This window comes from Amycolatopsis sp. NPDC049159, from assembly GCF_040648295.1.
Classification (GTDB): Bacteria; Actinomycetota; Actinomycetes; order Mycobacteriales; family Pseudonocardiaceae; genus Amycolatopsis; species Amycolatopsis pretoriensis_A.
Genome location: NZ_JBEZDL010000011.1, coordinates 1 through 22,729 on the forward strand (window position 1 = coordinate 1; position 22,729 = coordinate 22,729).

Genomic DNA, 22,729 nt, shown 5'->3' on the forward strand with positions numbered 1-22,729 from the left:
CGCACCAGGCCCTTGAGTTCGGTGAACTCCGGCCCCATCCGCACCCGCGTCTTGATCCACGGCGGCTTCTTCTCGATCGGCGTCTCACTGTTGCGGACTTCCAGCCGCAGCAGCTTCCGGCCTTCGGGCAGCGCGCTCACCGGGACAGGTCCGCGTACAACGGGTGCTTCGCGGCCAGCGCTTCGACGCGGTCGCGCAGCTTCGAGCGCAGGGCGTCGTCGAAGTCCGGCTTCAGCGCCTCGGCGATGACGTCGGCGACCTCGGTGAAGTCCTCGGCCCGGAACCCGCGGGTGGCGAGCGCCGGAGTGCCGATGCGCAGGCCGGAGGTGATCATCGGCGGGCGGGGGTCGAACGGGACGGCGTTGCGGTTGACCGTGATACCGACCTCGTGCAGCCGGTCCTCGGCCTGCTGACCGTCCAGAGTGGACTGGACGAGGTCGACCAGCACCAGGTGGACGTCGGTGCCGCCGGTCAGCACGCGCACCCCCGCGTCGGCGCAGTCCGCCTGCGACAGCCGCGATGCCAGGATCCGCGAGCCTTCCAGGGTGCGCTGCTGGCGCTCCTTGAACTCCTCGCTCGCGGCGATCTTCAGCGCGACGGCCTTGGCCGCGATCACGTGTTCGAGGGGCCCGCCCTGCTGGCCGGGGAACACCGCCGAGTTGATCTTCTTCGCCAGCTCCTGCCGCGACAGGATCAGGCCGCCGCGCGGGCCGCCCAGGGTCTTGTGCGTGGTCGTGGTGACGATGTCGGCGTGCGGCACCGGCGACGGGTGCAGCCCGGCCGCGACCAGCCCCGCGAAGTGCGCCATGTCGACCATCAGCTTGGCCTCGACCAGGTCCGCGATCCGGCGGAACTCGGCGAAGTCGAGCTGACGCGGGTAGGCGGACCAGCCGGCGATGATCAGCTTCGGCTTGTGCTCGACGGCCAGGCGCTCGATCTCGGCGAGGTCGACGATGCCGGTCTCTTTGTCGACGTGGTAGGCGACGACGTTGTAGAGCTTGCCCGAGAAGTTGATCTTCATCCCGTGCGTCAGGTGTCCGCCGTGCGCCAGGTCGAGGCCGAGGATCGTGTCGCCCGGCTTGAGCACGGCGAACATCGCGGCCGCGTTGGCCTGCGCGCCCGAGTGCGGCTGGACGTTGGCGTGCTCGGCGCCGAACAGGGCCTTCGCGCGGTCGATGGCGAGCTGCTCGACGACGTCGACGTGCTCGCAGCCGCCGTAGTAGCGGCGGCCGGGGTAGCCCTCGGCGTACTTGTTGGTCAGCACCGACCCCTGCGCCTCGAGCACGCCCACCGGGGCGAAGTTCTCCGACGCGATCATTTCCAGGGTGGACTGCTGGCGGGTCAGTTCGTCGGCGACGGCCGCGGCGACCTCGGGGTCGACTTCGGACAGGTGCTGGTCGAACGTCGTCATCAGTTCTCCTGGGTGAGCGCGGCGTACGCGGCGGCGTCGAGCAGGTCCGGCACGTCCCCGGTCAGACGCACCTTCAGCAGCCAGCCTTCCGTGTACGGGTCGGAGTTGATGACCTCGGGGGTGTCGGCTGTGGTGCCGTTCACCTCGACGACCTCGCCGGAGACGGGCGCGTACAGCTCGCTGACCGACTTGGTCGACTCGACCTCGCCGAACACCTCGCCGGCGGTGATCGCCGAGCCGGCGTCCGGCAGCTGGACGAACACGATGTCACCGAGCGACTCGGCGGCGAAGGCGGTGATGCCCACGGTGGCGACGCCGTCTTCGACGGACAGCCACTCGTGTTCCTTGGTGTACTTCAGGTTCTCGGGGATGCTCACAGCTGGGAGTCCTTTACGCGCGGGAGTAGAAGGGAAGGGCGACGACCTCGACGGGCTCGATCCTGCCCCGGATGTCGACGGAGAGCTCGGTGCCGGGCTCGGTGTACGCCCGATCGACGTACGCCATGGCGATGGGGTGACCCAGCGTCGGCGACAGCGCGCCGCTGGTGACCTCGCCGATCTCCTTGCCGTCGGCCAGGAGCTTGTAGCCGTGCCGCGGGGCGCGGCGGCCGGCGCCCTTGAGCCCGACGCGCACGCGCGGGACGTCCTGCTCGGACCGTTCCTCCAGCGCCGCGCGGCCGACGAAGTCGCCCGGCTTCTCGAACTTGACGACGCGGCCGAGCCCGGCTTCGAACGGGCTCTGGTCGAGGGTGAGCTCGTTGCCGTACAACGGCATCCCGGCTTCCAGCCGCAGCGTGTCGCGGCAGGCCAGGCCGGCCGGGACCAGGCCGTGGCCCTCGCCCGCCTCGGTCAGGATCCGCCAGACCGCCGGGGCCTCGTCGGCGTTCACGAACAGCTCGAAGCCGTCTTCGCCGGTGTAGCCGGTGCGGGCGAGCAGGACGTCGTGGCCCTTCACGACCGCCGGGACGCTGGCGTAGTACTTGAGCGCGGCCAGGTCGGCGTCGGTCACCGAGCCGAGGATCGCCGCGGCGTTCGGGCCCTGGACGGCGATCAGCGCGGTGGTCTCGCTCCGGTCGTCGACGACGGCGTCGAAGCCCGCGACCCGCTCGGCGAGGGCGTCCGCGACGACCTTCGCGTTGCCCGCGTTGGCGACGACCAGGTAGTGCTCGTCGGCGAGGCGGTAGACGACGAGGTCGTCGAGCACGCCGCCGTCGGCGTCGCAGATCATCGTGTACCGCGCGCGGCCGGGCTTGACGCCGGTCAGGTTGCCGACCAGCGCGAAGTCCAGGACGTCGGCGGCCTGCGCCCCGGTGACGTGGATTTCGGCCATGTGCGAGAGGTCGAACAGGCCGGCCGCCTCGCGGACGGCCTTGTGCTCGGCCAGCTCGCTGGCGTAGCGGACCGGCATGGACCAGCCGGCGAAGTCGGTGAACAGCGCACCGAGTCCCTTGTGGACTCCGTGCAGGGAAGTTTCGCGTGACACGGATCAGCCTTCGTAAGCGTTGAGGGGCGGGCAGGAGCACACGAGGTTACGGTCGCCGCGGGCGCCGTCGATGCGACGCACCGGGGGCCAGTACTTGTTCTTGCGCGACACCCCGGCCGGGTACACGGCCAGCTCGCGGTCGTACGCCTTGTCCCACTCCCCCACCAGCGTCTCGGCGGTGTGCGGGGCGCCCCGCAGCGGCGACTCCTCGGCGCTCCAGCGACCGGCGGCGACCTCGTCGATCTCCGCGCGGATGGCGATCATCGCGGCGATGAACCGGTCGATCTCGCCGAGGTCCTCGGACTCGGTCGGCTCGACCATCAGCGTGCCGGCGACCGGGAACGACATGGTCGGCGCGTGGAAGCCGTAGTCGATGAGCCGCTTCGCGACGTCGTCGACCGTCACGCCGGTCTCCTTGGTGAGCTGGCGCAGGTCGAGGATGCACTCGTGCGCGACCAGGCCGTCCTGGCCCGTGTAGAGCACCGGGTAGTGCGGGGCCAGGCGCGAAGCGACGTAGTTCGCGGCCAGCACGGCGACCTTCGTCGCGGCGGTCAGGCCGGGCGCACCCATCATCCGGACGTAGGCCCAGGAGATCGGCAGGATCGACGCCGAGCCGTAGGGCGCGCCGCTGATCGGGCCGACGCCGGTCTCGGGACCGGCCTGGTCCAGCAGCGGGTGGTTCGGCAGGTACGGCGCGAGGTGCGCGCGCACCGCGACCGGGCCGACGCCGGGGCCGCCACCGCCGTGCGGGATGCAGAAGGTCTTGTGCAGGTTCAGGTGCGAGACGTCGCCGCCGAACTCGCCCGGCTTGGCCAGGCCCAGCAGGGCGTTGAGGTTCGCGCCGTCCACGTACACCTGGCCGCCGCCGTCGTGGACGATCTTGGCCAGCTCGTCGATGTCGTGCTCGTAGACGCCGTGCGTGGACGGGTAGGTGACCATGATCGCGGCGAGCGTGTCCCGGTGCGCGTCCACCTTGGCCCGCAGGTCGGCCAGGTCGACGTTGCCCTCGTCGGTGCACTTCACGACGACCACGCGCATCCCGGCGAGCACCGCGGACGCGGCGTTGGTTCCGTGCGCGGACGACGGGATCAGGCAGACGTCACGGGCGTCGTCGCCGTTCGCGCGGTGGTACGCGCGGATCGCGAGGAGCCCGGCCAGCTCGCCCTGGCTGCCCGCGTTGGGCTGCAGGGACACCTTGTCGTAGCCGGTGACCTCAGCCAGCCACTCCGCGAACTGCCCCACGAGCGTGTGGTAGCCCTCGGCGTCTTCGGCCGGCGCGAACGGGTGGATGCCGGCGAACTCGCGCCAGCTGATCGGCTCCATCTCGGTGGTGGCGTTGAGCTTCATCGTGCAGGAGCCGAGCGGGATCATGCCGCGGTCGAGCGCGTAGTCCAGATCGGACAGCTTGCGCAGGTAGCGCAGCATCGCCGTCTCGGAGCGGTGGGTGCCGAAGACCTCGTGGCCCATGAAGCCGCTCTCGCGGGCCAGGCCGTTGGGCAGTGCGACGCCGTCTTCGAGGTCGGACTCGACGCCGAACGCCTTCAGGACCTGCGCGGCGATCGCGGGGGTGCTGACCTCGTCGAAGGCGACGCGGACGTGGTCGGCGTCGACGTGCCCGAGGTTGATGCCGGCTTCACGAGCGGCCGCGTGGACCTCGGCGGCCTGGCCGGGGACGTGCGCGACGACGGTGTCGAAGAAGGACTCGTGGACGACCTCGACGCCGGTCTTGCGGAGGGCTGCGGCGAAGCCCGCGGCGAGGCCGTGGACGCGCCGGGCGATCTTCTTCAGGCCGTCCGGGCCGTGGTAGACCGCGTACATCGCGGCCAGCACGGCCGGGAGGACCTGCGCGGTGCAGATGTTGGACGTCGCCTTCTCACGGCGGATGTGCTGCTCACGGGTCTGCAGCGCGAGGCGGTAGGCGGAGTTGCCGTCGGCGTCGACCGAGACGCCGACCAGCCGCCCGGGCAGCGAGCGCTCGAGGCCGGCGCGCACGGACATGTACCCGGCGTGCGGGCCGCCGTAGCCGAGCGGGACGCCGAAGCGCTGCGTCGAACCGGCGGCGACGTCGGCGCCGAACTCGCCGGGCGCGGTGACCAGCGTCAGGGCGAGGAGGTCGGCGGCGACGGTGAACAGCGCACCCGCGGCCTTCGCCGATTCGGAAATCGCGTGGTAGAAGCCGCGGCCGCGCAGCACGCCGGACGCGCCGGGGTACTGGGCGACGACGCCGAAGAAGTCGTCCGGCAGGCCGGTGAGCAGGTCGCGGACCTCGACCTCGATGCCCAGCGCCTCGACCCGGGTGCGCACGACGGCGATGGTCTGCGGCAGGCACTCGGCGTCGAGCACGACCCTGTTGGACTTCGACTTGGACGCGCGGCGCATCAGCGTGACGGCCTCGGCGACGGCGGTCGACTCGTCCAGCAGGGACGCGTTCGCGGTGGCCAGGCCGGTCAGGTCGGCGACCATGGTCTGGAAGTTGAGGAGGGCTTCGAGCCGGCCCTGCGAGATCTCCGGCTGGTAGGGCGTGTACGCGGTGTACCAGGCGGGGTTCTCGAGGACGTTGCGGCGGATGACGCCGGGGGTGACGGTGTCGGAGTAGCCGAGACCGATCATCTGCGTCATCGGCCGGTTGCGCGCGGCGAGCGCGCGCAGCTCCGCGGTGGCTTCCTCTTCGGACGCGGCGGGCGGGAGGCTGAGTTCCTTCGTCGCGCGGATCGCGCTCGGGACGGCGGCGCCGACGAGGGCGTCCAGGCTGCTGTAGCCGCATTCGGCCAGCATTTTCGCGCGCTCGGCCTCGGACGGGCCGATGTGGCGGGCGTCGAACTGCGTGGAGGTGATCGGGAGCTCCTCGGGCCGGGCACACAACGGTGCGCTGGGAACTCCCCCTCTGTCATGGCACCTGAGAGTTTCACCGCGTGTGAAGCGGCTTTCACCTTGGGTGAGGCGCGGGTGCGCCTGCTTTCCAGAGTGGCCTCGCGCGAAGCGGTAGCAGGTACCTGAGAGATTCCGGGGAGTTTGCTCCTTCGGTGCCCCACCGACTTCGTGAGGGCTCTCCCGCCTCGGCTCAACGGCCCGATCTGCAGTTGTGGCGGTTACGGTACCCGGCGGTTCCGGCGGGCGTCTACACAACCCGGCCAACGCCACAGTGATCCTCGACCCCACCCCGACCAGCGGTCAGGGCTCGCCGTCGACCCGGCGCACGACCCCGCCGGCGAGCGCGGGCGGGCGGCGGACCCGGCCCGAGGGCAGGACCAGCCGCTTGAGCGGCCCGCCGAGCGGGACCGGCGGGTGACCCGCACCCAGCAGGACCTGCTCCACGATCTGCTCGGCGTGCCAGGCCACCGCGTCGTTGAGCCGGTCCAGCGAGGGGCGGTCGCCGTCGAAGACGTCCTCGTCGGCCAGCGTCACCTCGTAGTACGGGCAGCCGGGCGGGACCGCGATCGCCTCCTCGATCGCGCGGGCGCCGTCGAGGGGGTCGTCGAACCCTGCTTCGAGCAGCGCCGACCGGTAGATCCGCGCCGCCCGCGCGCGCATGCGAGGCCCGTAGCGGACCACCACCGGGAGACGGCCGGTCAGGTCGGGCACGGCCAGGCCGTGCAGCAGCATGATCGGCGGCACCGAGTGCACCAGCCGCGGCGCGGGCCCGGCCAGCTCGCGGGCGGTGGTGCGGACGCGGTCGGCCATCGTGTCCGGGAGGCCGAAGTAGCGGAAGTCGACGTTGCCGAACCCGAGCCCGTCGGCGACCAGCGACGCCAGCAGCTCGCCGTACCCCCAGATCGGCGACAGCACCACGACCGGCGGCGCCGCGACGACCGGCGACGGCACGGGCGGGCGCGTCGCCTCCTGCTCCGGCACCTGGATGACCAGCCGCGGCGGCTCGTGCCAGTCGTGCACCTCGGCGACCCGCCAGTAGAGCCCGAGCGGCCGCCACAGCTCGCCGAGGACCTCGTGCTCGAGGATCCGGCGAGCCTCGGCGTCGTCGTGCGGGAAGTCCCGCGGCGGCACGACCCCGACGTAGTGGTGGTAGGTGACGCGGACCTCGTCGCCGCGGGTGGCCGAGCGGATCCGCATCTCCCAGTCGATCGGCGACGCGGCGATGAGGTTGGCCACCTGCGTGCCGGGCGAGGAGTAGACGAGCGCGGTGGCCTGCCGGAGGAACTGCCCGGCCTGGTCGATGCCTTCCCGCAACGCCTTCGCGGCTTGGGCGACGTGCACCGGCGAAGCGAGCGAGTCGGGCAGCACCCCGGCGACGCGCAGCAGCTCGGCCTCCCCGAGCCCGGTCACCTCGGCGAGCTGCGCCCAGTGGTCGAAGACGGTCACCTTCGGCGCGTGCCGGTGCTCGATCCAGCTGCGCAGGGTCGACGTCGGAACGCCGATGCGCCTGGCGGCCTCGTCCAGGGAGAGGCCCCGGGAGCGGATCCCGGCCCGGACCGCTTCCGCCCACTCGTCGGCGCGCCAGTGCGTCACCTCACAAAGCTAACGAAACCCGCTAGCTTTGCGCGGGGACGAATCGCCCACGCCGGCTCGACGCTGGTCACCATGACCACCACCGTGATCGCCCTCGTCCTGATCGTCGGCACGCTGACCTTCGCCGCCGGGGCGTTCCTCGCCGCCGAGATCGCCACCCGCATCCTGCGGCGGCGCGAACGCCAGATCTCCGAAGAGCGCAAGACCCTCAACGCGGCCTGGAAGTACCTGCGGGAGGTGCACGGCGTGCGGAAACCCGGGGCGAAGACGCGCCGTTAGAGCGGGGTGACGTACGCGCCGGAGATGCCGCCGTCGACCAGGAACTGCGACGCCGTGATGAAGCTGGCGTCGTCGCTGGCGAGGAACGCCACCGCCGCCGCGATCTCCTCCGGCTCGGCGAACCGGCCGACCGGGACGTGCACCAGCCGCCGTGCCGCGCGTTCCGGGTCCTTCGCGAACAGCTCCTTGAGCAGCGGGGTGTTCACCGGCCCCGGGCACAGCGCGTTGACACGGATGTTCTCGCGCGCGAACTGGATGCCCAGCTCACGGCTCATCGCGAGCACCCCGCCCTTGGACGCGGTGTAGGAGATCTGCGACGTCGCCGCGCCCATCACCGCGACGAACGACGCGGTGTTGACGATGGAACCGCGGCCCTGGCGCTGCATGTGCGGCAGGACGGCCTTGCAGCACAGGTACACCGACGTCAGGTTGACGCGCTGCACGCGTTCCCACGCCTCGATGCCGGTGGTCAGGATGGAGTCGTCCTCGGGCGGCGAAATCCCGGCGTTGTTGAACGCGACGTCGACCGAGCCGAACTGCTCGACCGTGCTGTGGAACAGGTTCTCGACCTGCTCGGCGTCGGTGACGTCGGCCTGGATGAACGCGCCGCCGATCTCGTCGGCGACCGCCTTGCCGACGGCCGGGGTCAGGTCCGCGATGACGACCTTCGCCCCTTCGCTCGCCAGGCGGCGGGCCGAAGCCAGCCCGATGCCGCTCGCGCCGCCGGTGATGACCGCCACGCGGCCTTCGAATCGCTGGACCATTACTCCTCCGTGCTGAGAAAGACGTTCTTGGTTTCGGTGAACGCCGCCGCGGCGTCGGGGCCCAGTTCACGGCCGAGGCCGGACTGCTTGAACCCGCCGAACGGCGTCCAGTAGCGCACCGAAGAGTGCGAGTTGACCGAGAGGTTGCCGGCTTCGACGCCGCGCGCCACCCGGAACGCGCGCCCGGCGTCCCGGGTCCAGATCGACCCCGAAAGGCCGTACTCGGTGGCGTTCGCCATGCGGATCGCGTCGGCCTCTTCGGCGAACGGCACGACGGCGACGACCGGGCCGAACACCTCCTCCGCCGCGGCCGGGTGCCGCAGGTCGGGCGGGGTGAGGACGGTCGGGGGGAACCAGAAGCCCGCCCCCGACGGCGCGGTGCCGCGGAAGGCGACCGGTGCGTCGCCGGGCACGTAGGAAGCGACCTTCTCCCGGTGCGCGGCCGAGATCAGCGGCCCCATCTCGGTCTTCTCGTCGCCGGGGTCGCCGACCACGACGCCGTGCACGGCGGGTTCCAGCAGCTCCATGAACCGGTCGTACGCGCTCGCCTGCACCAGGATCAGCGAGCGGGCGCAGCAGTCCTGGCCCGCGTTGTCGAAGACGCCGTAGGGCGCGGTCGCGGCGGCCTTCTCCAGGTCGGAGTCGGCGAAGACGATGTTCGCGTTCTTGCCGCCCAGCTCCAGCGTCACGCGCTTCACCCGGGCCGCGCAGCCGGCCATGATCTGCTTGCCGACCTCGGTGGAGCCGGTGAAGACGACCTTGCGCACGCCCGGGTGGTCGACGAACCGCTGCCCGACCACGGATCCCTTGCCGGGCAGCACCTGGAAGACGTCGTCGGGGATGCCCGCCTCGCGCGCCAGCTCGCCCAGCCGGATCGCCGTGAGCGGCGTCAGCTCGGCGGGCTTGAGGACGACGGTGTTGCCGGCGGCGAGCGCGGGCGCGAAACCCCAGCCCGCGATCGGCATCGGGAAGTTCCACGGCACGATCACGCCGACGACGCCCAGGGGTTCCTGGAAGGTGACGTTGATGCCGCCCGGCACCGGGATCTGCTTGCCGATCAGGCGTTCCGGGGCGGCGGAGTAGTAGTTGAGGACATCGCGGACGTTGCCCGCTTCCCAGCGCGCGTTGCCGATGGTGTGCCCGGAGTTCTCGACCTCGAGCCGCGCGAGGTTCTCGAGGTCGCCCTCGACGGCGTCGGCGAAGCGGCGCAGCAGCCGCGCGCGGTCGCCGGGGGTGACGTCGCGCCAGGCCGGGAACGCCGCCTGCGCGCGGGCGATCGCCGCGTCGGTCTCCTCCGCGCTGGTCAGCGGGATGGTCCGCACCACCTCCTCGGTGGCGGGGTTCAGGACGTCGAAGGTGCTCATCGGTTCTCCTCGGTCGCGTCGACGAGCGCGGCGAACAGCCGGACGTCGTCGCTGTCCTGCTCGGGGTGCCACTGCACGCCCAGCGCGAATTCGCCCGGGATCTCGGCGGCCTCGATCGTGCCGTCGGCGGCCCAGCCGACCGGTTCGAGGCCGGCGCCGAGCCGGTCGATCGCCTGGTGGTGGTAGCACAACGTCTTGGTCTCCGACCCCAGGATCGCCGCCGCCCGGCTCCCCTCGGCCAGGGTGACGGTGCCCCGGCCGAACGTCGCGGGCGCGGGCTGGTGCTCGGTGGTCCCCCGCGCGTCCGGCAGGTGCTGGACCAGCGATCCCCCGAGGGCGACGCTCATCACCTGCAGGCCGCGGCACACGCCGAGCACCGGCTTCCCGGCCTTCCGCGCGGCCGCGAACAGGCCGAACTCGAAGGCGTCCCGGTTCGGCCGGGTGTAGGTGGTGGGGTGCGGCTCCTGGCCGTAGCGTGCCGGCTCGACGTCGGCGCCGCCGGTCAGCACCAGCCCGTCCACAGTGGACACGAGCCGGTCGTGCGCGCCGGACACCGGCGGCAGCAGCACCGGGATGCCGCCGGCCGCGACGACGCAGTCGACGTAGACCCGGTGCAGCAGCGCGGCTTCGGTCTCCCAGACTCCGAACTTCGCGGGTTCCAGGTAGCTGGTGAGGCCGATGACCGGCCTAGAGTCGTTCGAAGCCACGGACGAGCTCCCAGTCGGTGACGGCGGCGTTGTAGGCGTCCACCTCGATCTTCGCCGCGTTCAGGTAGTGCTCGACGACGTCTTCGCCGAACGCGCTGCGGGCGATCTCGCTGCCGGCCAGGGCCGCGGCCGCCTCGGGCAGCGTGGTCGGCACCGTGTCCCGGCCGGAGTGGTAGGCGTTGCCGGTGAACGGTTCTTCCAGCTCGAGCTCGTTCTCGATGCCGTGCAGGCCCGCGGCGATCAGCGCGGCGACGGCCAGGTACGGGTTGACGTCCCCGCCCGGCACGCGGTTCTCGACGCGCAGCGATTCGCCGTGCCCGACCACGCGCAGCGCGCACGTCCGGTTGTCGGTGCCCCAGGCGATCGCGGTCGGCGCGAAGCTGCCGGGCACGAACCGCTTGTAGGAGTTGATGTTCGGCGCGAGGAAGTACGTCAGCTCGTGCAGCGCGGCGAGCTGGCCGGCGAGGAACTGCTCCATCAGCTTCGAGAAGCCGTGCTCGCTGTCGCCCGCGAGCACCGCCCGTCCCTCGGTCGAGCGCAGGCTGATGTGGATGTGGCAGGAGTTGCCCTCGCGCTCGTTGTACTTCGCCATGAACGTGAGGCTCTTGCCCTCCTGCGCGGCGATCTCCTTGGCGCCGTTCTTGTAGACGCTGTGGTTGTCGCAGGTGGCGAGCGCGTCGGTGAAGCGGAAGGCGATCTCCTGCTGGCCGGGGTTGCACTCGCCCTTGACGGACTCCGGGTAGAGCCCGGCGCCGGCCATGTCGTTGCGGATGCGGCGCAGCAGCGGCTCCAGGCGGGCGGTGCCGAGCATCGAGTAGTCGACGTTGTACTGGTTGGCGGGCTTGAGGCCGTGGTAGTGCTTGTCCCAGGCGGCTTCGTAGGTGTCGTCGAAGACGATGAACTCGAGTTCGGTCCCGACGAAGGCGGCGAGCCCCCGCTCGGCGAGCCGGTCGAGCTGACGGCGCAGGATCTGCCGCGGCGACACCCCGACCGGGCCGCCCTGCACGCGCTCGACGTCGGCGAGCACCAGCGCGGTGCCCTCGTGCCAGGGGATCTCGCGCAGGGTTTCGAGGTCGGGGCGCAGCACGAAGTCGCCGTAGCCGCTCTCCCACGACGAAAGCGCGTAGCCGTCGACGGTGTTCATGTCGACGTCGACGGCGAGCAGGTAGTTGCAGGCTTCGGTGGCGTGCCCGACGACCTCGTCGAGGAAGTACTCGGCCGAGCAGCGCTTGCCCTGCAGCCGCCCCTGCATGTCCGTGAGCGCGACGAGCACCGTGTCGATCGTGCCCGCGTCCACGCGTGCGCGGAGTTCGTCGAGCGTGAGCATGCCTCGTCTGCGTGCCATCGGTCGCCCCAAAGGTTTGATATGAATCCTTTGCCGGTTCTTCCTACCCGGTCAGCCTCGCCGGGTCAACCGGAACAAAGGTATTTTCCTGAACCATTGAGCGAGCCGTCGGCGGCGGCGCCGGGCGCGGGCCGGATTGCACGGTTTGCCCGGCTGAGAAGAGTCTGTGAATCTTGCGGCGTGGGAGGATTCCGGGGTACTCCCGCGTTGTACGGGGCAGGAGAGGTGAGATCGATGACCACAGCATTCACGCAGCAGAACACGATCGGACAGCAGCAGGCGCGACCCCAGCTGCCGACCCTGCCCACCGGCTGGCCGATCGGTTCCTACGAGTCCTACGAGCAGGCGCAGCGCGCGGTCGACCACCTCGCGGGCACGGACTTCCCGGTCACCGACGTCACGATCGTGGGCGTCGAGCCGATGCTCGTCGAGCGCATCGCGGGCAAGATGTCCTGGGGCAAGGTCCTGGGCAGCGCGGCGACGTCCGGCGCGATGTTCGGTCTGTTCCTCGGCCTGGTCCTCAGCCTGCTGAACCCGGGCGCGGGCCTGGTCCCGATCGTGATCGGCCTGGTGGCCGGCCTCGGGTTCAACCTGCTGTTCGGCGCGCTGGGGTACGCGGTGAACCGCAACAAGCGCGGGTTCGTCTCGCAGAGCCAGCTGGTGGCGCGCCGCTACGACGTGCTGTCCCAGCCCCGCAACGCCGAGAAGGGCCGCGCCCTGCTGGCGGACCTCGCGGCCCGCAGCGCTTTCGGCCACTGACCCACTGACCCACTGACGATCGAAGGCCGCCCCCGGTGCTCCGGAGGCGGCCTTCGTCGCGTCACGAGCGGACCCCGGCCCGGTGTTTCGCCGTGGTCCGGAGGTCATGAAAGAGTCGTTCACCGCGTCGGGCGAGGTGAACGACTCTTTCATGACGGTGCGGGCGCCGGACCGGCCACCCGGAACCGTCGATGCCCGGAACTGTCGGTGCCCGCCGGTAGCGTGGAAAACGGGGGCTGCTCAGGTCCCCGACGACACCGCCGGGTCCGGCACCACCGCGGGATCCGGTGTCCCGGCCGGCCGTCCCGCCCGCAGCAGGTCACCCCACCGGGCCCGGTCGTACCGGGCCGCCGGCGCCGAGTCCAAGAACTCCCGCAGGACCTCGGCGAACCGCGCGGGGTCCGACCGGTGCGGGAAGTGCCCCGCGCCCTCGAACAGCACCAGCCGGCTGCCCGGCATCGCCCGGTGCGCCCGCAGCGCGTGCCCGCTCGGCACGACGCGGTCCTCGGTTCCCCACACCAGCAGCGTCGGGATCCCCTCGGTCAGGTAGCAGCGGTCCAGCATGTTGACCACCTGCCCGCGCCAGTCGACGACCGAGCGCAACGTCCGCAGGAACGCCGAGCGCGTGTCCGGCTCGACCAGCCGGAGGTAGCGGGCGAGCACGTAGTCGAGGTCTTCGGAGAACCGCAGCAGCCCGGCGAGCCCGCGCAGCACCGGCAACGCCTGCCGCGCGCCCAGCAAGGGCAGCACCAGCCCCGCCCCCGGCGCCGCCGCCAGCCGCAGCAGCGGGTGGACGCCCGCCCCGACGCCGCCGGAGCCGACCAGCACCAGGCGTTCGCAGCGTTCCGGGAACTGGTAGGCGAACTGCATCGCGACCCCGCCGCCGAGTGAGTGCCCGACCACCGTCACCCGGTCGACGTCGAGCGTCGTCAGCAGGTCGCGCATGCCGCACGCGTACGCCGCGACCGAGTAGTCCGCGCGCGGTTTAGCGGAGAAGCCGTGGCCGAGCAGGTCGGGCGCGATGACCGTGAAGTCGTCCGCCAGCGACGTCAGCAGCTCGAGCCACGTCGAGGAGTCGTCGCCGATCCCGTGCAGGAAGAGCACCGCCGGGCCGCGCCCGGCCATCCGGTAGGCACGCTCGTGCCCGTGGACCACCCGGGTCCGCGGGGCGAAGCTGTCCGAGAGCACCCGCCCAGCTCAGCACGCGCGCGTTCGCGGGACGTTTCCGGCGCGTTCGCATCGGGTGAACGCCGGGAGCGGGCCCCGACCCGCACTCCCGGCGTTCGTCCCCCGTTACTTCGTCGGCGTCGGCGTGGCCGGCGCGGACGAAGAAGTAGCGGGTGCCGGTGTGCTCGTGCTCGACGGCGGGACCGTCACCTTCGGGATCGCGGCGCTGAACGGCACGCCCGCGTCCTCGCGGCAGGCGGCGCGGTTGCCGTAGTAGCCGTTGTAGTCGCCCCGGCTGTCGGTGACGCCCTGCTCGATCTTCGGGCGCGGGAACCGGTTGTCCTCGCCGATCTTCTCCTTGGTGCCGCTCGAGCGTTCGCAGCCGTAGCGGGTCAGCGCGAGCGGCCGGCCCCGCTCGTCGTAGAGGTAGACCTCCGTCAGCGGCTTGCCCTCGGCGTCGAACGCGTAGACGTTCTCGAGCTCCTCGCCGCCGTAGGTGAGCTGCTGGTTGCCGTACCGGTCGGACGACGAGGGGTAGTACGACGACTGCTGCGAGGGGTAGTACCGGTTCGAGATGAGGTCGACCGCGGCACCGAACCCGCCGAGCGCCCCGCCGACGACGAACGCCGAAACCGGCACGACCAGCCACAGCAGCCGCCGGTCGCCGCGCACCCGCGGGCCGGCCCACACGATCCCGGCCGCGGCCACGAGCAGGAACGGCAGCAGCAGCACGGCGCTGCGCTGGCGCATCATCAGCAGGACGCCGAAGCCGAGCAGCACCACGGCGCACAGCACCCACCACGCCGGCTTCATCGAGCCCAGCCAGCGCAGCACCCGCCCGGTGTCGTCCTGCTCGCGCCCCTTCGCCAGCGCGCCCCGCAGCCAGCTCACCTCCGGGAGCGCCAGCACCGGCCCGACCCCGCCGCGCAGCAGCAGCGCGAGGCTGATCAGGAACACCGGCAGGAACAGCAGCGTCCCCAGCAGCACGTCGGCGTGGATGCTGATCGCGGCGCCGAACGCCAGCAGCGCCAGCGCGACCGCGCAGAGCACCAGGCCCCACAGGGCGATCCGCGGCTTCGCCAGGCTGGGCGCGGCCGCCGTCGCGAGCACCTGCGTCGCGCCCTCCCCGGCCGGCGGGTACCCCCCGGACGCCCGCAGCTCGGCGGCGTAGCTCTCGGGCGTCCCGAGCCGTTCGATGAGCGCCTCGACGCGGGCGCCCTCCCCGAGTTCGGCTTCCAGCTCCGCCAGGTGCGGGCGGACGTCCTCGAGGATCTCTTCGATCTCGCTCGCGGGCAGGTCGGCGAGCGCGGTGCGGACCCGCGCCAGGTACACCCGCACGGCGGTCGGCTTGTCGCTCATGCTGCCTCTCCCAAAAGCACGTTCATCGTCAGTGCGAAGCTCTGCCAGGTCTTGCCCGACTCCGCGAGCCGCGCCCGGCCCGGCTCGTTCAGGCTGTAGTACTTGCGGTGCGGGCCCTCTTCACTGGGAACCACGTACGAAGTGAGCAGGCCGGCCTTGTACAGCCGGCGCAGCGTCCCGTACACGGAGGCATCCCCCACCTCGTCCAGTCCCGCGGTCCTGAGTCTTCGCAGGACGTCGTACCCGTAGCCGTCTTCGTCGCGGAGCACCGCGAGAACGGCGAGATCGAGCACCCCTTTGAGCAGCTGACTGATCTCCACTGCACCCTCCAGTCTTACGCATGGGAAGGTACCACGCATTGCACAGTAGTGTGCACGGCGGAGGGCCCGACGGCGTGTCGGGCCCGCTCGGGCCCGGGTGTCCACCGGGCGCGGCATACGCCTGCGTCGTGTGCGGCTGCGTGCCTATCGTGGGGATTCCATTCGAAGGGGTGACCGATGGATCTGATCAAGACCGAGTTCGAAGTGCTGGACGAGCGGTTCAAGCGCGTCAACGGCGACGAGTGGACGCAGCGCCTGCACACCGGCTGCCGGTGGACCGAGGGTCCGGCCTACTTCCCGGCCGGGCGCTACCTCGTGTTCAGCGACATCCCGAACGACCGCACCCTGCGCTGGGACGAGACGACGGGCCGGGTCGGCGTCTTCCGCCAGCCGTCGCACTACGCGAACGGGCACACCGTCGACCGCCACGGACGGTTGATCAGCTGCGAGCAGGGCCTCCGCCGCGTCACGCGCACCGAGCACGACGGCTCGATCACGGTGCTGGCGTCGGAGTTCGAGGGGAAGCAGCTGAACAGCCCGAACGACGTCGTCGAGCACTCGGACGGGTCAATCTGGTTCACCGACCCGAGTTACGGCATCGACAGCGACTACGAGGGGTACCAGGCGGAAAGCGAAATCGGCGGCTGCCACGTCTACCGCGTCGCCCCGTCGGGGGAGGTCCGGATCGTCGCGGACGACTTCTCGCGCCCGAACGGGCTGGCGTTTTCGGCGGACGAGTCGCTGCTGTACATCGCGGACACCCGCCAGGACCCCAGCCACATCAGGGTGTTCGGAGTCGGCGAGAACGGGAAGCTGACCGGCGGCGAGATCTTCGCGACGAGCGACAGCGGAGGGTTCGACGGGCTGCGCGTGGACAGCGACGCCCGCGTCTGGGCGGCGGCGCACGACGGCCTGCACTGCTTCGACCCGGACGGCACGCGGATCGGCAAGCTGCGCCTCCCGGAGATCTGCTCGAACTTCACGTTCGGCGGCGCACGCGGGAACGAACTGTTCATCACGGCTTCGAGTTCGGTGTACACGCTGAGGGTGACGGTGAACGGAGCCCGCTACCCCCGCTGACGGCCCCGCCCCGATCCGCTAGCCGAGTGCGGCCTCGCGGAGCCGGGCCACCACCGCGTCGCGTTGCCAGGCTCGGCTCACCTGGACCAGCCACGCCGCCTCGGCCGCGACGTCCGCCTCCGCGTCGGGCTGGTCGTCCGGTGCCGCCTTCGCCGGGTCGAAGCGGCGGCCGGCCCGGCCCGCTTCGATCGCCGCCGCGAGGGTGATCGCCTCGATCGTGGCGGGGAGGTCCGCTTCGCTCACGCCCTCGTCGCGGGCCGCCTTCTCGGCTCGGGCGGGGAGGTCCGGGTCGAAGTGGGCGCGCAGGGCGAGGTGGCCGTCGCGGATTTCGATGACGCGGCGGTACAGCGCGAACTCCGGGCCGCCCGCCAGTTCGCGGCCCGGGTCCAGGACGATGCCCGGGACCGCCGTGCGCATGGCCGTCCACAGTGGCTCGATGCGGCGGTACGCCCGGTAGGCCCGGACCCGGCCGATCACCGACGAGACCGCCGGCGACCACGCGCTGAGGGTCGCGCCCGCCGTCACGAAACCGACCGTCGCCGCCGCGAGGACCGAGGACGGCAGGTCCTCGCGGGCGCCGATGCGCGCTGTCCGGGCGAGCTGCCGGACGTCGTCGACGTCCCAGAACGTCCACGCGAACGCCGCGCCGACGCCGACGACCAGCAGCCACAGCCCGGCGCGCAGCGGTCCCGGCTCCGCGTGGCGCGCGCTGCGGACGAACACCGCGAACAGCAGCCCGAGGCTGATCAGGCTGTAGAGCAGGAACACCACCTTGTCGGCGAGCGCGAACGGCAGCGTCGCGGGCGAGAACACCGTGTCGTCGCCGACGCGTTGCGGCCGCGACAGCGTGAAGCACACCGCGAGCAGCGCCATCGTCGTGCCGGTGAACAGCGCGTGCGGCGCCAGGCGCGCGCCTTCGCCGCGCCACACGGACTGCGTGAAGGCGACGGCGAACCCGATCGCGCCCAGCTTCAGCTCGTCGCCGGCCAGGCTGAGGACCCACTCGCCGACCGGGCCCGGGCCGACGAGGGCCGCCATCGCCGGCGTCAGCACCATGATGCCGGTGGCGATGCAGATGCCGAACCCGGCGAGGAACCACATCGTCCGCACCGGCTGGCTGCGGCGCGCCTCGACGAGCTTGTAGCCGAAGCCCGCGAAGCCCACCACGCACAGCAGGTAGGCCAGGGTCTCGATCACGGCGAACGGCGGCGCGCACGGCCGAAGAGCGAGTCGAAGCGCTGCACGCCTTCGGGCACGTCGGCGGCCGGCTCACGCCGCTCCTCGGGCCGCACGACGCGCTGGGCGAGCAGGCTCGCGACCAGTTCGGCTTCGCGTTCCTCGACCTCGCTGTAGGTGGTCCGGCCGAGCACCCGCCGCACCAGCTCGGGCGAAAGGTGCGGCATCAGCTGCCGCCCGGCGGCGGCGTCGATGGCCACGCCGTCGGCACCGGCGTCGGAACCCGTGTGACCGCACAGCAGGTGCCCGACCTCGTGCAGCAGGATGTGCCGCCGGTGCAGCGCGGTCGTGTCGGTCGGGTAGAGGATGTAGTCGGCGCGTTCGGTGCTCATCAGCAGACCGCACGGCGCGCCTTCGGGAGCGCTGACCGGCATCAGCTCGATGGGCCGCCCCCGCTCGGCGGCCAGCCCGGCGACGAACGCCTCGGCATCGAACGGCTCCGGCAGGCTGACCCCGTCGGCGACCCGCCGCGCCCGCCGCCACAACGCGCGGGACGGCCGTCGCAAGGAAGGTCGCCGCACCATCAGGCCTCCTCCACCCCACCCACCCCGCCCGAACGGCCCCGGCCGGTTCAACGCGGCGAACCCCGCGGGGATACGCGGCCGGAGCACCTTCGGACGCTCAGGTCCCGGATGGAGTTCCGCGGAAGCGAATCGGACACCCGGACGGCCCAGCCACGCCAGGTCGACGCTATCCCACCACCGGATGCCGGCGATCGGGGGCCGGGTCGGCCTCGCGAGCGTAGGGGGCGGGGCGGCTTGGGAGGGCGCGCTTGCCGACTGGGGCTCGCGAGCGGGGCGGCGGCCTCGCCTCGCGAGGCACCGGTGGCGGCGGTGGTCTCGCGGGCCCGACCACGCGAGCGGTACCGCCGCCGCCGAGCCGAGCGACCGGCGACGAAGGTGGTCTCGCGGCCCGACCTCGCGAGCAGCACCGCCGCCGCCGCCGAGCCGAGCGACCGGCGACGAAGGTGGTCCCGCAGGCCTGACATCACGAGCGGAGGGGGCTCGGGGCGGCGACCCGCCCGCGCGAGCGGGGCGGCTCACGGCTGCGACCGGGGGCCGGCTCGATCTCCTGAGCGGAACAAAGCACGTCCGTGTGGAGGCGCAAGAAGCCGGCACCGCGAACAGCGGCACCTCAGTTCTCCCTCTTCGGAGCCCCGCGGCCCGCCTCCCTTCGGGCGATCGCGTCGATCATGTCGCTGATCGTGTCGAGGCCGTCCGCGGACAGGGTCACCGCTCGGAGGGCCAGGTCGCGGACGCCCGCGTCGCGCAGTGCGCCCAGCAGGGCCAGCTCCTCGGCGATCTTCTTGCTCTGCTCGTCGTCGAAGAAGTACGCCGGGGGGACGCCGAAGAAGCGGGCCAGTGCTTCCAGGTGGCGCTTGGTCGGGTTGTCGCGGCGGCCGGTGCGCAGCTGCCACAAGTACGTCGTCGAAAAGCTTTCGCCCGTGGCCTCGCGGCAGGCCTTCGCGACCTCTTCGTTGCTGTACGGCTCCCGATCGGGCCTGCGGACCACGTGGAACAGCCGGTCGATCTTGTCGGCCAGCGTCGACTTTCCGGGCTCCTTGACCACGATGCACTCCCTCAGCTGCCAGGCGTATTCATCCTAGCTGAAAGGCAAACACCATTTATCTACCCAAGTTTGGCCCGGGGCCGGGGCTGGCAGCGGGGGCAGGAGAACGACGAGCGGTTCATGAACGGCTCCCGCCGGATCGCCGTGCCGCAGCGGTGGCACGGCAGGCCTTCCTGGCCGTACGCGTCAAGGGACCGGTCGAAGTAGCCGGATTGCCCGTTCACGTTCACGTACAGCGCGTCGAACGACGTGCCGCCCGCGCCCAGTGCCGCGTTCATCACGTCCGACGCCGCCGACAGGAGCTCGCGGCCCTTCGCCATCGTCAGCTTCTCGGTCGGCCGCGCCCAGTGCAGCTTCGCGCGCCACAGGGCTTCGTCCGCGTAGATGTTGCCGATGCCCGAAACCAGCGTCTGGTCCAGCAGCGCGCGCTTGACCTCGGTGCGCCGCGAGCGCAGCGCGCGCACCGCCGCGTCGAGGTCGAACGCCGGGTCCATCGGGTCGCGGGCGATGTGCGCGATCGTGTCCGGGAGCAGCACGTCGTTGAGGTCGTCGAGGGCCAGGCCGCCGAACGTGCGCTGGTCGACGAAGCGCAGCTCAGGGCCGTCGTCGGCGAAGCGCAGGCGGACCCGCAGGTGCTTCTCGTCCGGCGCGCCCCCGGGCTGGACGAGCATCTGCCCGCTCATCCCGAGGTGCGCCAGCAGCGCCTCCTTGTCCGACAGCTCGAGCCACAGGTACTTGCCGCGGCGCCGCGCCGCCTCGACGCGGGTGCCGCTCAGCCGCTGCGTGAAGTCCTCCGCACCCAGCGCGTGCCGCCGGATGGCGCGCGGGTGCAGGACCTCCGCCTCGCGGATGGTCCGGCCCGCCACGTGCGCCTGCAGGCCCAGGCGGACGACTTCGACCTCGGGGAGTTCGGGCATGCCTTCATTGTGCCCGGCAGGTACGACAATTCACGGAGCGGCCGGTCCGACGTCGGCTTTCGTCAGGGGAACGCGGGTCGCACCGGACGCGAGGTACTCGTCGGCGCCGACGTCGTAAGCGCCGGCGCGGGCCTGCAGGTCGAAGTCTTTCGCCGCGAACGGGTACGAGCCCACCCCGGCGTCGATCGCCGGGCTCCCCGCGGCCAGCCGGTACAGCCCCGCCGCGTCCTTGACCAGCTTCGGGTCGACCGAGCGCGACGGGATGCCCGCGGTGCCGCCGAAGGTGATGTTGCCCTCGTACTTGACGGTCGACCCGCTCGGCAGCGTCACCAGCGTGCCGGACGTCCCCTTCACCACGTTGTCCGCGACCACGCAGTCCTTCGGCTTGAAGTCGCCGCCGTCGCCGTCGATGACGCTGTTCGACCCCAGCACCGTGTTGTACGCGACGGTCACCCGATCGGGTCGGTCGTGGAGCTTGCTCGTCGGCCCGCTGTCGGCCTCGTCGCCGGAGCCGAACACGATCGCGCGGTCACCGGAATCGGCCACGTAGTTGTTCACGATCTTGTGGTCGTTGCCGTGGAACCGGATGCCCGAGCCGAACAGCAGGTTGCCCTCGACGACGCTGCGGTTGCCGTGGCGCAGCACGATGTAGCCCTTGCTGTCGCGGATCGTGTTGTAGCGCACGACGTTGTCGGACGACTTGACCGAAATGGCTTCGCTGTCGCCGTCGGCCTTCTCGAAGAGGTTGTTCTCGATCAGCGCGTTCGCCGAGTACGACTGGCGGTCGCTGAGGCCGAGCCGGATCGACTCGCCGCCGTTCGTCCCGCCGAACTGGTGGTTGTAGAAGTAGTTGTGGTGCACGTGGACGTGCTTCGCCATGCCGCCGGACGGCCCGAGGACCTGCAGGAACACACCCTGGCTGGTGCGGTTCTGGAAGACGTTGCGGTCGAGCACGGTGTCGTCGCCGCTGACCGTCACCCAGTTGCCGCCGGTCGTGAGCTGGAAGTCGTTGCGGGTCAAACGGTTGTTCGACGCGCCGGCCGGCACCGTCAGCGAGGCGCCGTTGCGGAACTTGAACCCGCGCAGCACCACGTTCGAGACGCCGCTCGCGAAGGCGAACGTCTTCGAGCCGGTGATGGTGGCCTGGCCGGTGTGCTCGGCGGCGACGGTCACCGGCGCGGAACCCGTGCCGGACCGCTTGATCGACAGCGTCGAGCCCGCGGAATAGGAACCGTCGGCGAGCGCGATCGTGTCGCCGGGATTGGCCTTGTCGAGCGCGGACTGCAACGCCGACAGCGAAGTGACCCGGATCGTCGCGGCCGAAGCCGCCGGGCCGGGGACGACGACGAGCGCCGCCGCGATCAGGGGAACGAAGAAAAGACGCATCCGCCCTACCTCTCAGTGGTTTCCAGCGCGGCGGATGATCATCACGCTACTGAGGGGCGGGCGGAACCGTCAACGGAAGTTCCCGGTGATCAGGACTCCGGTTCGTCCTTCTTCTGGGCCTCGAGTTCGGCGGAGAGCGAACGCCAAGCCGTCTCGGCGGCCTTCTGCTCCGCTTCCTTCTTCGTCGACCCGGAACCGTCGCCGAGCGGACGCGAAGCGACCAGCACCGTGGCCGTGAACTCCTTGCGGTGGTCCGGCCCGGTGTCCTCGACCCGGTACTCGGGCACGCCGAGACCGGCCGACGCCGTCAGCTCCTGCAGGCTCGTCTTCCAGTCGAGCCCGGCCCCGCGCAACGGCGCTTCGGCGAGCAGACCGTCGAAGAGGTGGTGCACGAGCTTGCGGGCGATCTCGATGCCGTGCGCGAGGTACGTCGCACCGATCACCGCCTCCAGGCCGTCGGCGAGGATGCTCGCCTTGTCCCGGCCGCCGGTGAGCTCTTCGCCCTTGCCGAGCAGCAGGTGCGCCCCGAGCCCGCCCTCGCCGAGCCCGCGCGCGACCCGGGCCAGCGCGTGCATGTTGACGACGCTGGCGCGGAGCTTCGCGAGCTGGCCCTCGGGCAGGTCGGGATGCGTGGTGTACAGGTGATCGGTGACGACCAGGCCGAGCACGGCGTCACCGAGGAACTCCAGCCGCTCGTTCGGCGGCAGGCCCCCGTTCTCGTACGCGTACGAGCGGTGGGTCAGCGACAGCCCGAGCAGCTCGGGGTCGAGTGTGACCCCGAGCGCCTCGAGCAACGGCGCCGGATCGGCTGGTGGTCCCCCGGGCGTCTTGCCCCCCATGTCGGCTGTCCGATCAGGCGGGCTCGACGACCTGGCGGCCGTTGTGCTGGCCGCACGACGGGCACGCGATGTGCTGGAGCTTCGGCTGCTTGCAGGCGCGGTTGGAGCAGGGCACCAGCTGCACCGGAGCCGCCTTCCACTGGCTGCGGCGGGAGCGCGTGTTGGATCGCGACATCTTCCGCTTCGGGACGGCCACGAGTAGATCTCCTTAAGACGGTCTGCTCGCGGTCGTGCGAGCGAACTTTCTCACCGGATCGAGCTGGACGCTCGTCAGGTTCTGC

The 22,729-nt window shown here is 71.4% G+C and carries 22 protein-coding genes, 1 pseudogene and 1 riboswitch; of the genes and pseudogenes, 3 read left to right on the top strand and 20 right to left on the bottom strand.

Annotation, left to right across the window (positions count from 1 at the left end; translation table 11 throughout):
• From AB0B33_RS20890 to AB0B33_RS20915, 6 genes and pseudogenes are all read right to left on the bottom strand, one after another.
• Positions 1-140: pseudogene (locus tag AB0B33_RS20890) on the bottom strand (lipoyl synthase); the annotation flags it as partial.
• A complete protein-coding gene (glyA, locus tag AB0B33_RS20895) occupies positions 137-1,411 on the bottom strand; it encodes a serine hydroxymethyltransferase (RefSeq protein ID WP_360774169.1) in 1,275 nt (424 codons plus the stop codon). The gene glyA and the pseudogene AB0B33_RS20890, both read right to left, overlap by 4 nt.
• Positions 1,411-1,788: a glycine cleavage system protein GcvH gene (gene gcvH / locus AB0B33_RS20900; protein ID WP_247013255.1), complete on the bottom strand. Its 378-nt coding sequence runs from the start codon at positions 1,786-1,788 to the stop codon at positions 1,411-1,413. The genes glyA and gcvH overlap by 1 nt, the downstream gene beginning before the upstream one ends.
• A gap of 13 nt (positions 1,789-1,801) precedes the next feature.
• Complete coding sequence (gene gcvT / locus AB0B33_RS20905) at positions 1,802-2,893, bottom strand: glycine cleavage system aminomethyltransferase GcvT (protein ID WP_360774174.1); 1,092 nt, start codon at positions 2,891-2,893, stop codon at positions 1,802-1,804.
• A 3-nt stretch (positions 2,894-2,896) separates the two neighbouring features.
• Positions 2,897-5,728, bottom strand: a complete 2,832-nt coding sequence (gcvP, locus tag AB0B33_RS20910; RefSeq protein WP_360774815.1) for an aminomethyl-transferring glycine dehydrogenase — start codon at positions 5,726-5,728, stop codon at positions 2,897-2,899.
• A gap of 39 nt (positions 5,729-5,767) precedes the next feature.
• A riboswitch (glycine riboswitch) is annotated at positions 5,768-5,866 on the bottom strand.
• 198 nt (positions 5,867-6,064) lie between these two features.
• On the bottom strand, positions 6,065-7,357 hold the full coding sequence (locus AB0B33_RS20915) for a helix-turn-helix transcriptional regulator (protein WP_360774177.1): 1,293 nt from the start codon (positions 7,355-7,357) through the stop codon (positions 6,065-6,067).
• Positions 7,358-7,429: 72 nt separating this feature from the next.
• Between AB0B33_RS20915 and AB0B33_RS20920 the strand changes: the two genes are divergently transcribed.
• Positions 7,430-7,636 (top strand): hypothetical protein, encoded by a 207-nt coding sequence (locus AB0B33_RS20920; protein WP_360774179.1) that lies wholly within the window; start codon positions 7,430-7,432, stop codon positions 7,634-7,636.
• On the opposite strand, the gene AB0B33_RS20925 is transcribed toward AB0B33_RS20920, so the two are convergent.
• Genes AB0B33_RS20925 through AB0B33_RS20940 form a run of 4 tightly spaced genes read right to left on the bottom strand, consistent with a single transcriptional unit; the run spans position 7,633 to position 11,798 of the window.
• A complete protein-coding gene (locus AB0B33_RS20925; RefSeq protein WP_247013263.1) occupies positions 7,633-8,400 on the bottom strand; it encodes a 3-oxoacyl-ACP reductase in 768 nt (255 codons plus the stop codon). The genes AB0B33_RS20920 and AB0B33_RS20925 overlap by 4 nt on opposite strands.
• Positions 8,400-9,764 (bottom strand): aldehyde dehydrogenase family protein, encoded by a 1,365-nt coding sequence (locus AB0B33_RS20930; RefSeq protein WP_360774182.1) that lies wholly within the window; start codon positions 9,762-9,764, stop codon positions 8,400-8,402. Before AB0B33_RS20930 ends, AB0B33_RS20925 begins: the two co-directional genes overlap by 1 nt.
• Entirely contained in the window at positions 9,761-10,471 is a 711-nt protein-coding gene (locus AB0B33_RS20935; protein ID WP_360774185.1) for a gamma-glutamyl-gamma-aminobutyrate hydrolase family protein, read from the bottom strand. Before AB0B33_RS20935 ends, AB0B33_RS20930 begins: the two co-directional genes overlap by 4 nt.
• Positions 10,452-11,798: a glutamine synthetase family protein gene (locus AB0B33_RS20940; RefSeq protein WP_360774818.1), complete on the bottom strand. Its 1,347-nt coding sequence runs from the start codon at positions 11,796-11,798 to the stop codon at positions 10,452-10,454. Before AB0B33_RS20940 ends, AB0B33_RS20935 begins: the two co-directional genes overlap by 20 nt.
• A gap of 252 nt (positions 11,799-12,050) precedes the next feature.
• Between AB0B33_RS20940 and AB0B33_RS20945 the strand changes: the two genes are divergently transcribed.
• Complete coding sequence (locus tag AB0B33_RS20945; protein ID WP_247013271.1) at positions 12,051-12,575, top strand: general stress protein; 525 nt, start codon at positions 12,051-12,053, stop codon at positions 12,573-12,575.
• Between the two features lie 240 nt (positions 12,576-12,815).
• On the opposite strand, the gene AB0B33_RS20950 is transcribed toward AB0B33_RS20945, so the two are convergent.
• The 3 genes from AB0B33_RS20950 to AB0B33_RS20960 all read right to left on the bottom strand — a co-directional run bounded on the left by AB0B33_RS20950 (position 12,816) and on the right by AB0B33_RS20960 (position 15,421).
• On the bottom strand, positions 12,816-13,763 hold the full coding sequence (locus AB0B33_RS20950; RefSeq protein ID WP_360774188.1) for an alpha/beta hydrolase: 948 nt from the start codon (positions 13,761-13,763) through the stop codon (positions 12,816-12,818).
• A gap of 105 nt (positions 13,764-13,868) precedes the next feature.
• On the bottom strand, positions 13,869-15,101 hold the full coding sequence (locus AB0B33_RS20955) for a hypothetical protein (protein WP_360774191.1): 1,233 nt from the start codon (positions 15,099-15,101) through the stop codon (positions 13,869-13,871).
• Complete coding sequence (locus AB0B33_RS20960; RefSeq protein WP_160697098.1) at positions 15,098-15,421, bottom strand: PadR family transcriptional regulator; 324 nt, start codon at positions 15,419-15,421, stop codon at positions 15,098-15,100. Before AB0B33_RS20960 ends, AB0B33_RS20955 begins: the two co-directional genes overlap by 4 nt.
• A gap of 177 nt (positions 15,422-15,598) precedes the next feature.
• Here AB0B33_RS20960 and AB0B33_RS20965 point away from each other — a divergent pair, with 177 nt between their 5' ends.
• Positions 15,599-16,501, top strand: coding sequence for an SMP-30/gluconolactonase/LRE family protein (locus AB0B33_RS20965; protein ID WP_360774194.1), 903 nt, complete (start codon positions 15,599-15,601; stop codon positions 16,499-16,501).
• 18 nt (positions 16,502-16,519) lie between these two features.
• Here the strand turns inward: AB0B33_RS20965 and AB0B33_RS20970 are convergent, their stop codons facing one another.
• From AB0B33_RS20970 to rpmF, 7 genes are all read right to left on the bottom strand, one after another.
• Entirely contained in the window at positions 16,520-17,698 is a 1,179-nt protein-coding gene (locus AB0B33_RS20970) for an MAB_1171c family putative transporter (RefSeq protein WP_360774197.1), read from the bottom strand.
• Complete coding sequence (locus AB0B33_RS20975) at positions 17,695-18,261, bottom strand: hypothetical protein (RefSeq protein ID WP_360774200.1); 567 nt, start codon at positions 18,259-18,261, stop codon at positions 17,695-17,697. The genes AB0B33_RS20970 and AB0B33_RS20975 overlap by 4 nt, the downstream gene beginning before the upstream one ends.
• 610 nt (positions 18,262-18,871) lie before the next feature.
• A complete protein-coding gene (locus AB0B33_RS20980; protein ID WP_247013283.1) occupies positions 18,872-19,306 on the bottom strand; it encodes a helix-turn-helix domain-containing protein in 435 nt (144 codons plus the stop codon).
• A gap of 59 nt (positions 19,307-19,365) precedes the next feature.
• Complete coding sequence (mutM, locus tag AB0B33_RS20985) at positions 19,366-20,223, bottom strand: bifunctional DNA-formamidopyrimidine glycosylase/DNA-(apurinic or apyrimidinic site) lyase (protein ID WP_360774204.1); 858 nt, start codon at positions 20,221-20,223, stop codon at positions 19,366-19,368.
• A gap of 30 nt (positions 20,224-20,253) precedes the next feature.
• Positions 20,254-21,609 carry a polysaccharide lyase 6 family protein gene (locus AB0B33_RS20990; RefSeq protein WP_360774206.1) on the bottom strand — a complete coding sequence of 452 codons (1,356 nt, stop codon included), beginning with the start codon at positions 21,607-21,609 and terminating at the stop codon, positions 20,254-20,256.
• A gap of 89 nt (positions 21,610-21,698) precedes the next feature.
• Complete coding sequence (gene rnc, locus AB0B33_RS20995) at positions 21,699-22,448, bottom strand: ribonuclease III (RefSeq protein WP_247013289.1); 750 nt, start codon at positions 22,446-22,448, stop codon at positions 21,699-21,701.
• Positions 22,449-22,461: 13 nt separating this feature from the next.
• Positions 22,462-22,644 (bottom strand): 50S ribosomal protein L32, encoded by a 183-nt coding sequence (gene rpmF, locus AB0B33_RS21000; RefSeq protein ID WP_013223689.1) that lies wholly within the window; start codon positions 22,642-22,644, stop codon positions 22,462-22,464.
• Between the last annotated feature and the right edge of the window lie 85 nt (positions 22,645-22,729).

Excerpts from the sequence above, each read along its gene's own strand:
- AB0B33_RS20975 (WP_360774200.1), bottom strand. The coding sequence starts at position 18,261 with ATGGTGCGGCGACCTTCCTTGCGACGGCCGTCCCGCGCGTTGTGGCGG.
- AB0B33_RS20940 (WP_360774818.1), bottom strand. The coding sequence starts at position 11,798 with ATGCTCACGCTCGACGAACTCCGCGCACGCGTGGACGCGGGCACGATC.
- rnc (WP_247013289.1), bottom strand. The coding sequence starts at position 22,448 with ATGGGGGGCAAGACGCCCGGGGGACCACCAGCCGATCCGGCGCCGTTG.
- AB0B33_RS20955 (WP_360774191.1), bottom strand. The coding sequence starts at position 15,101 with ATGAGCGACAAGCCGACCGCCGTGCGGGTGTACCTGGCGCGGGTCCGC.
- AB0B33_RS20925 (WP_247013263.1), bottom strand. The coding sequence starts at position 8,400 with ATGGTCCAGCGATTCGAAGGCCGCGTGGCGGTCATCACCGGCGGCGCG.
- AB0B33_RS20930 (WP_360774182.1), bottom strand. The coding sequence starts at position 9,764 with ATGAGCACCTTCGACGTCCTGAACCCCGCCACCGAGGAGGTGGTGCGG.
- mutM (WP_360774204.1), bottom strand. The coding sequence starts at position 20,223 with ATGCCCGAACTCCCCGAGGTCGAAGTCGTCCGCCTGGGCCTGCAGGCG.
- AB0B33_RS20920 (WP_360774179.1), top strand. The coding sequence starts at position 7,430 with ATGACCACCACCGTGATCGCCCTCGTCCTGATCGTCGGCACGCTGACC.
- AB0B33_RS20990 (WP_360774206.1), bottom strand. The coding sequence starts at position 21,609 with ATGCGTCTTTTCTTCGTTCCCCTGATCGCGGCGGCGCTCGTCGTCGTC.
- AB0B33_RS20945 (WP_247013271.1), top strand. The coding sequence starts at position 12,051 with ATGACCACAGCATTCACGCAGCAGAACACGATCGGACAGCAGCAGGCG.
- AB0B33_RS20965 (WP_360774194.1), top strand. The coding sequence starts at position 15,599 with ATGGATCTGATCAAGACCGAGTTCGAAGTGCTGGACGAGCGGTTCAAG.
- glyA (WP_360774169.1), bottom strand. The coding sequence starts at position 1,411 with ATGACGACGTTCGACCAGCACCTGTCCGAAGTCGACCCCGAGGTCGCC.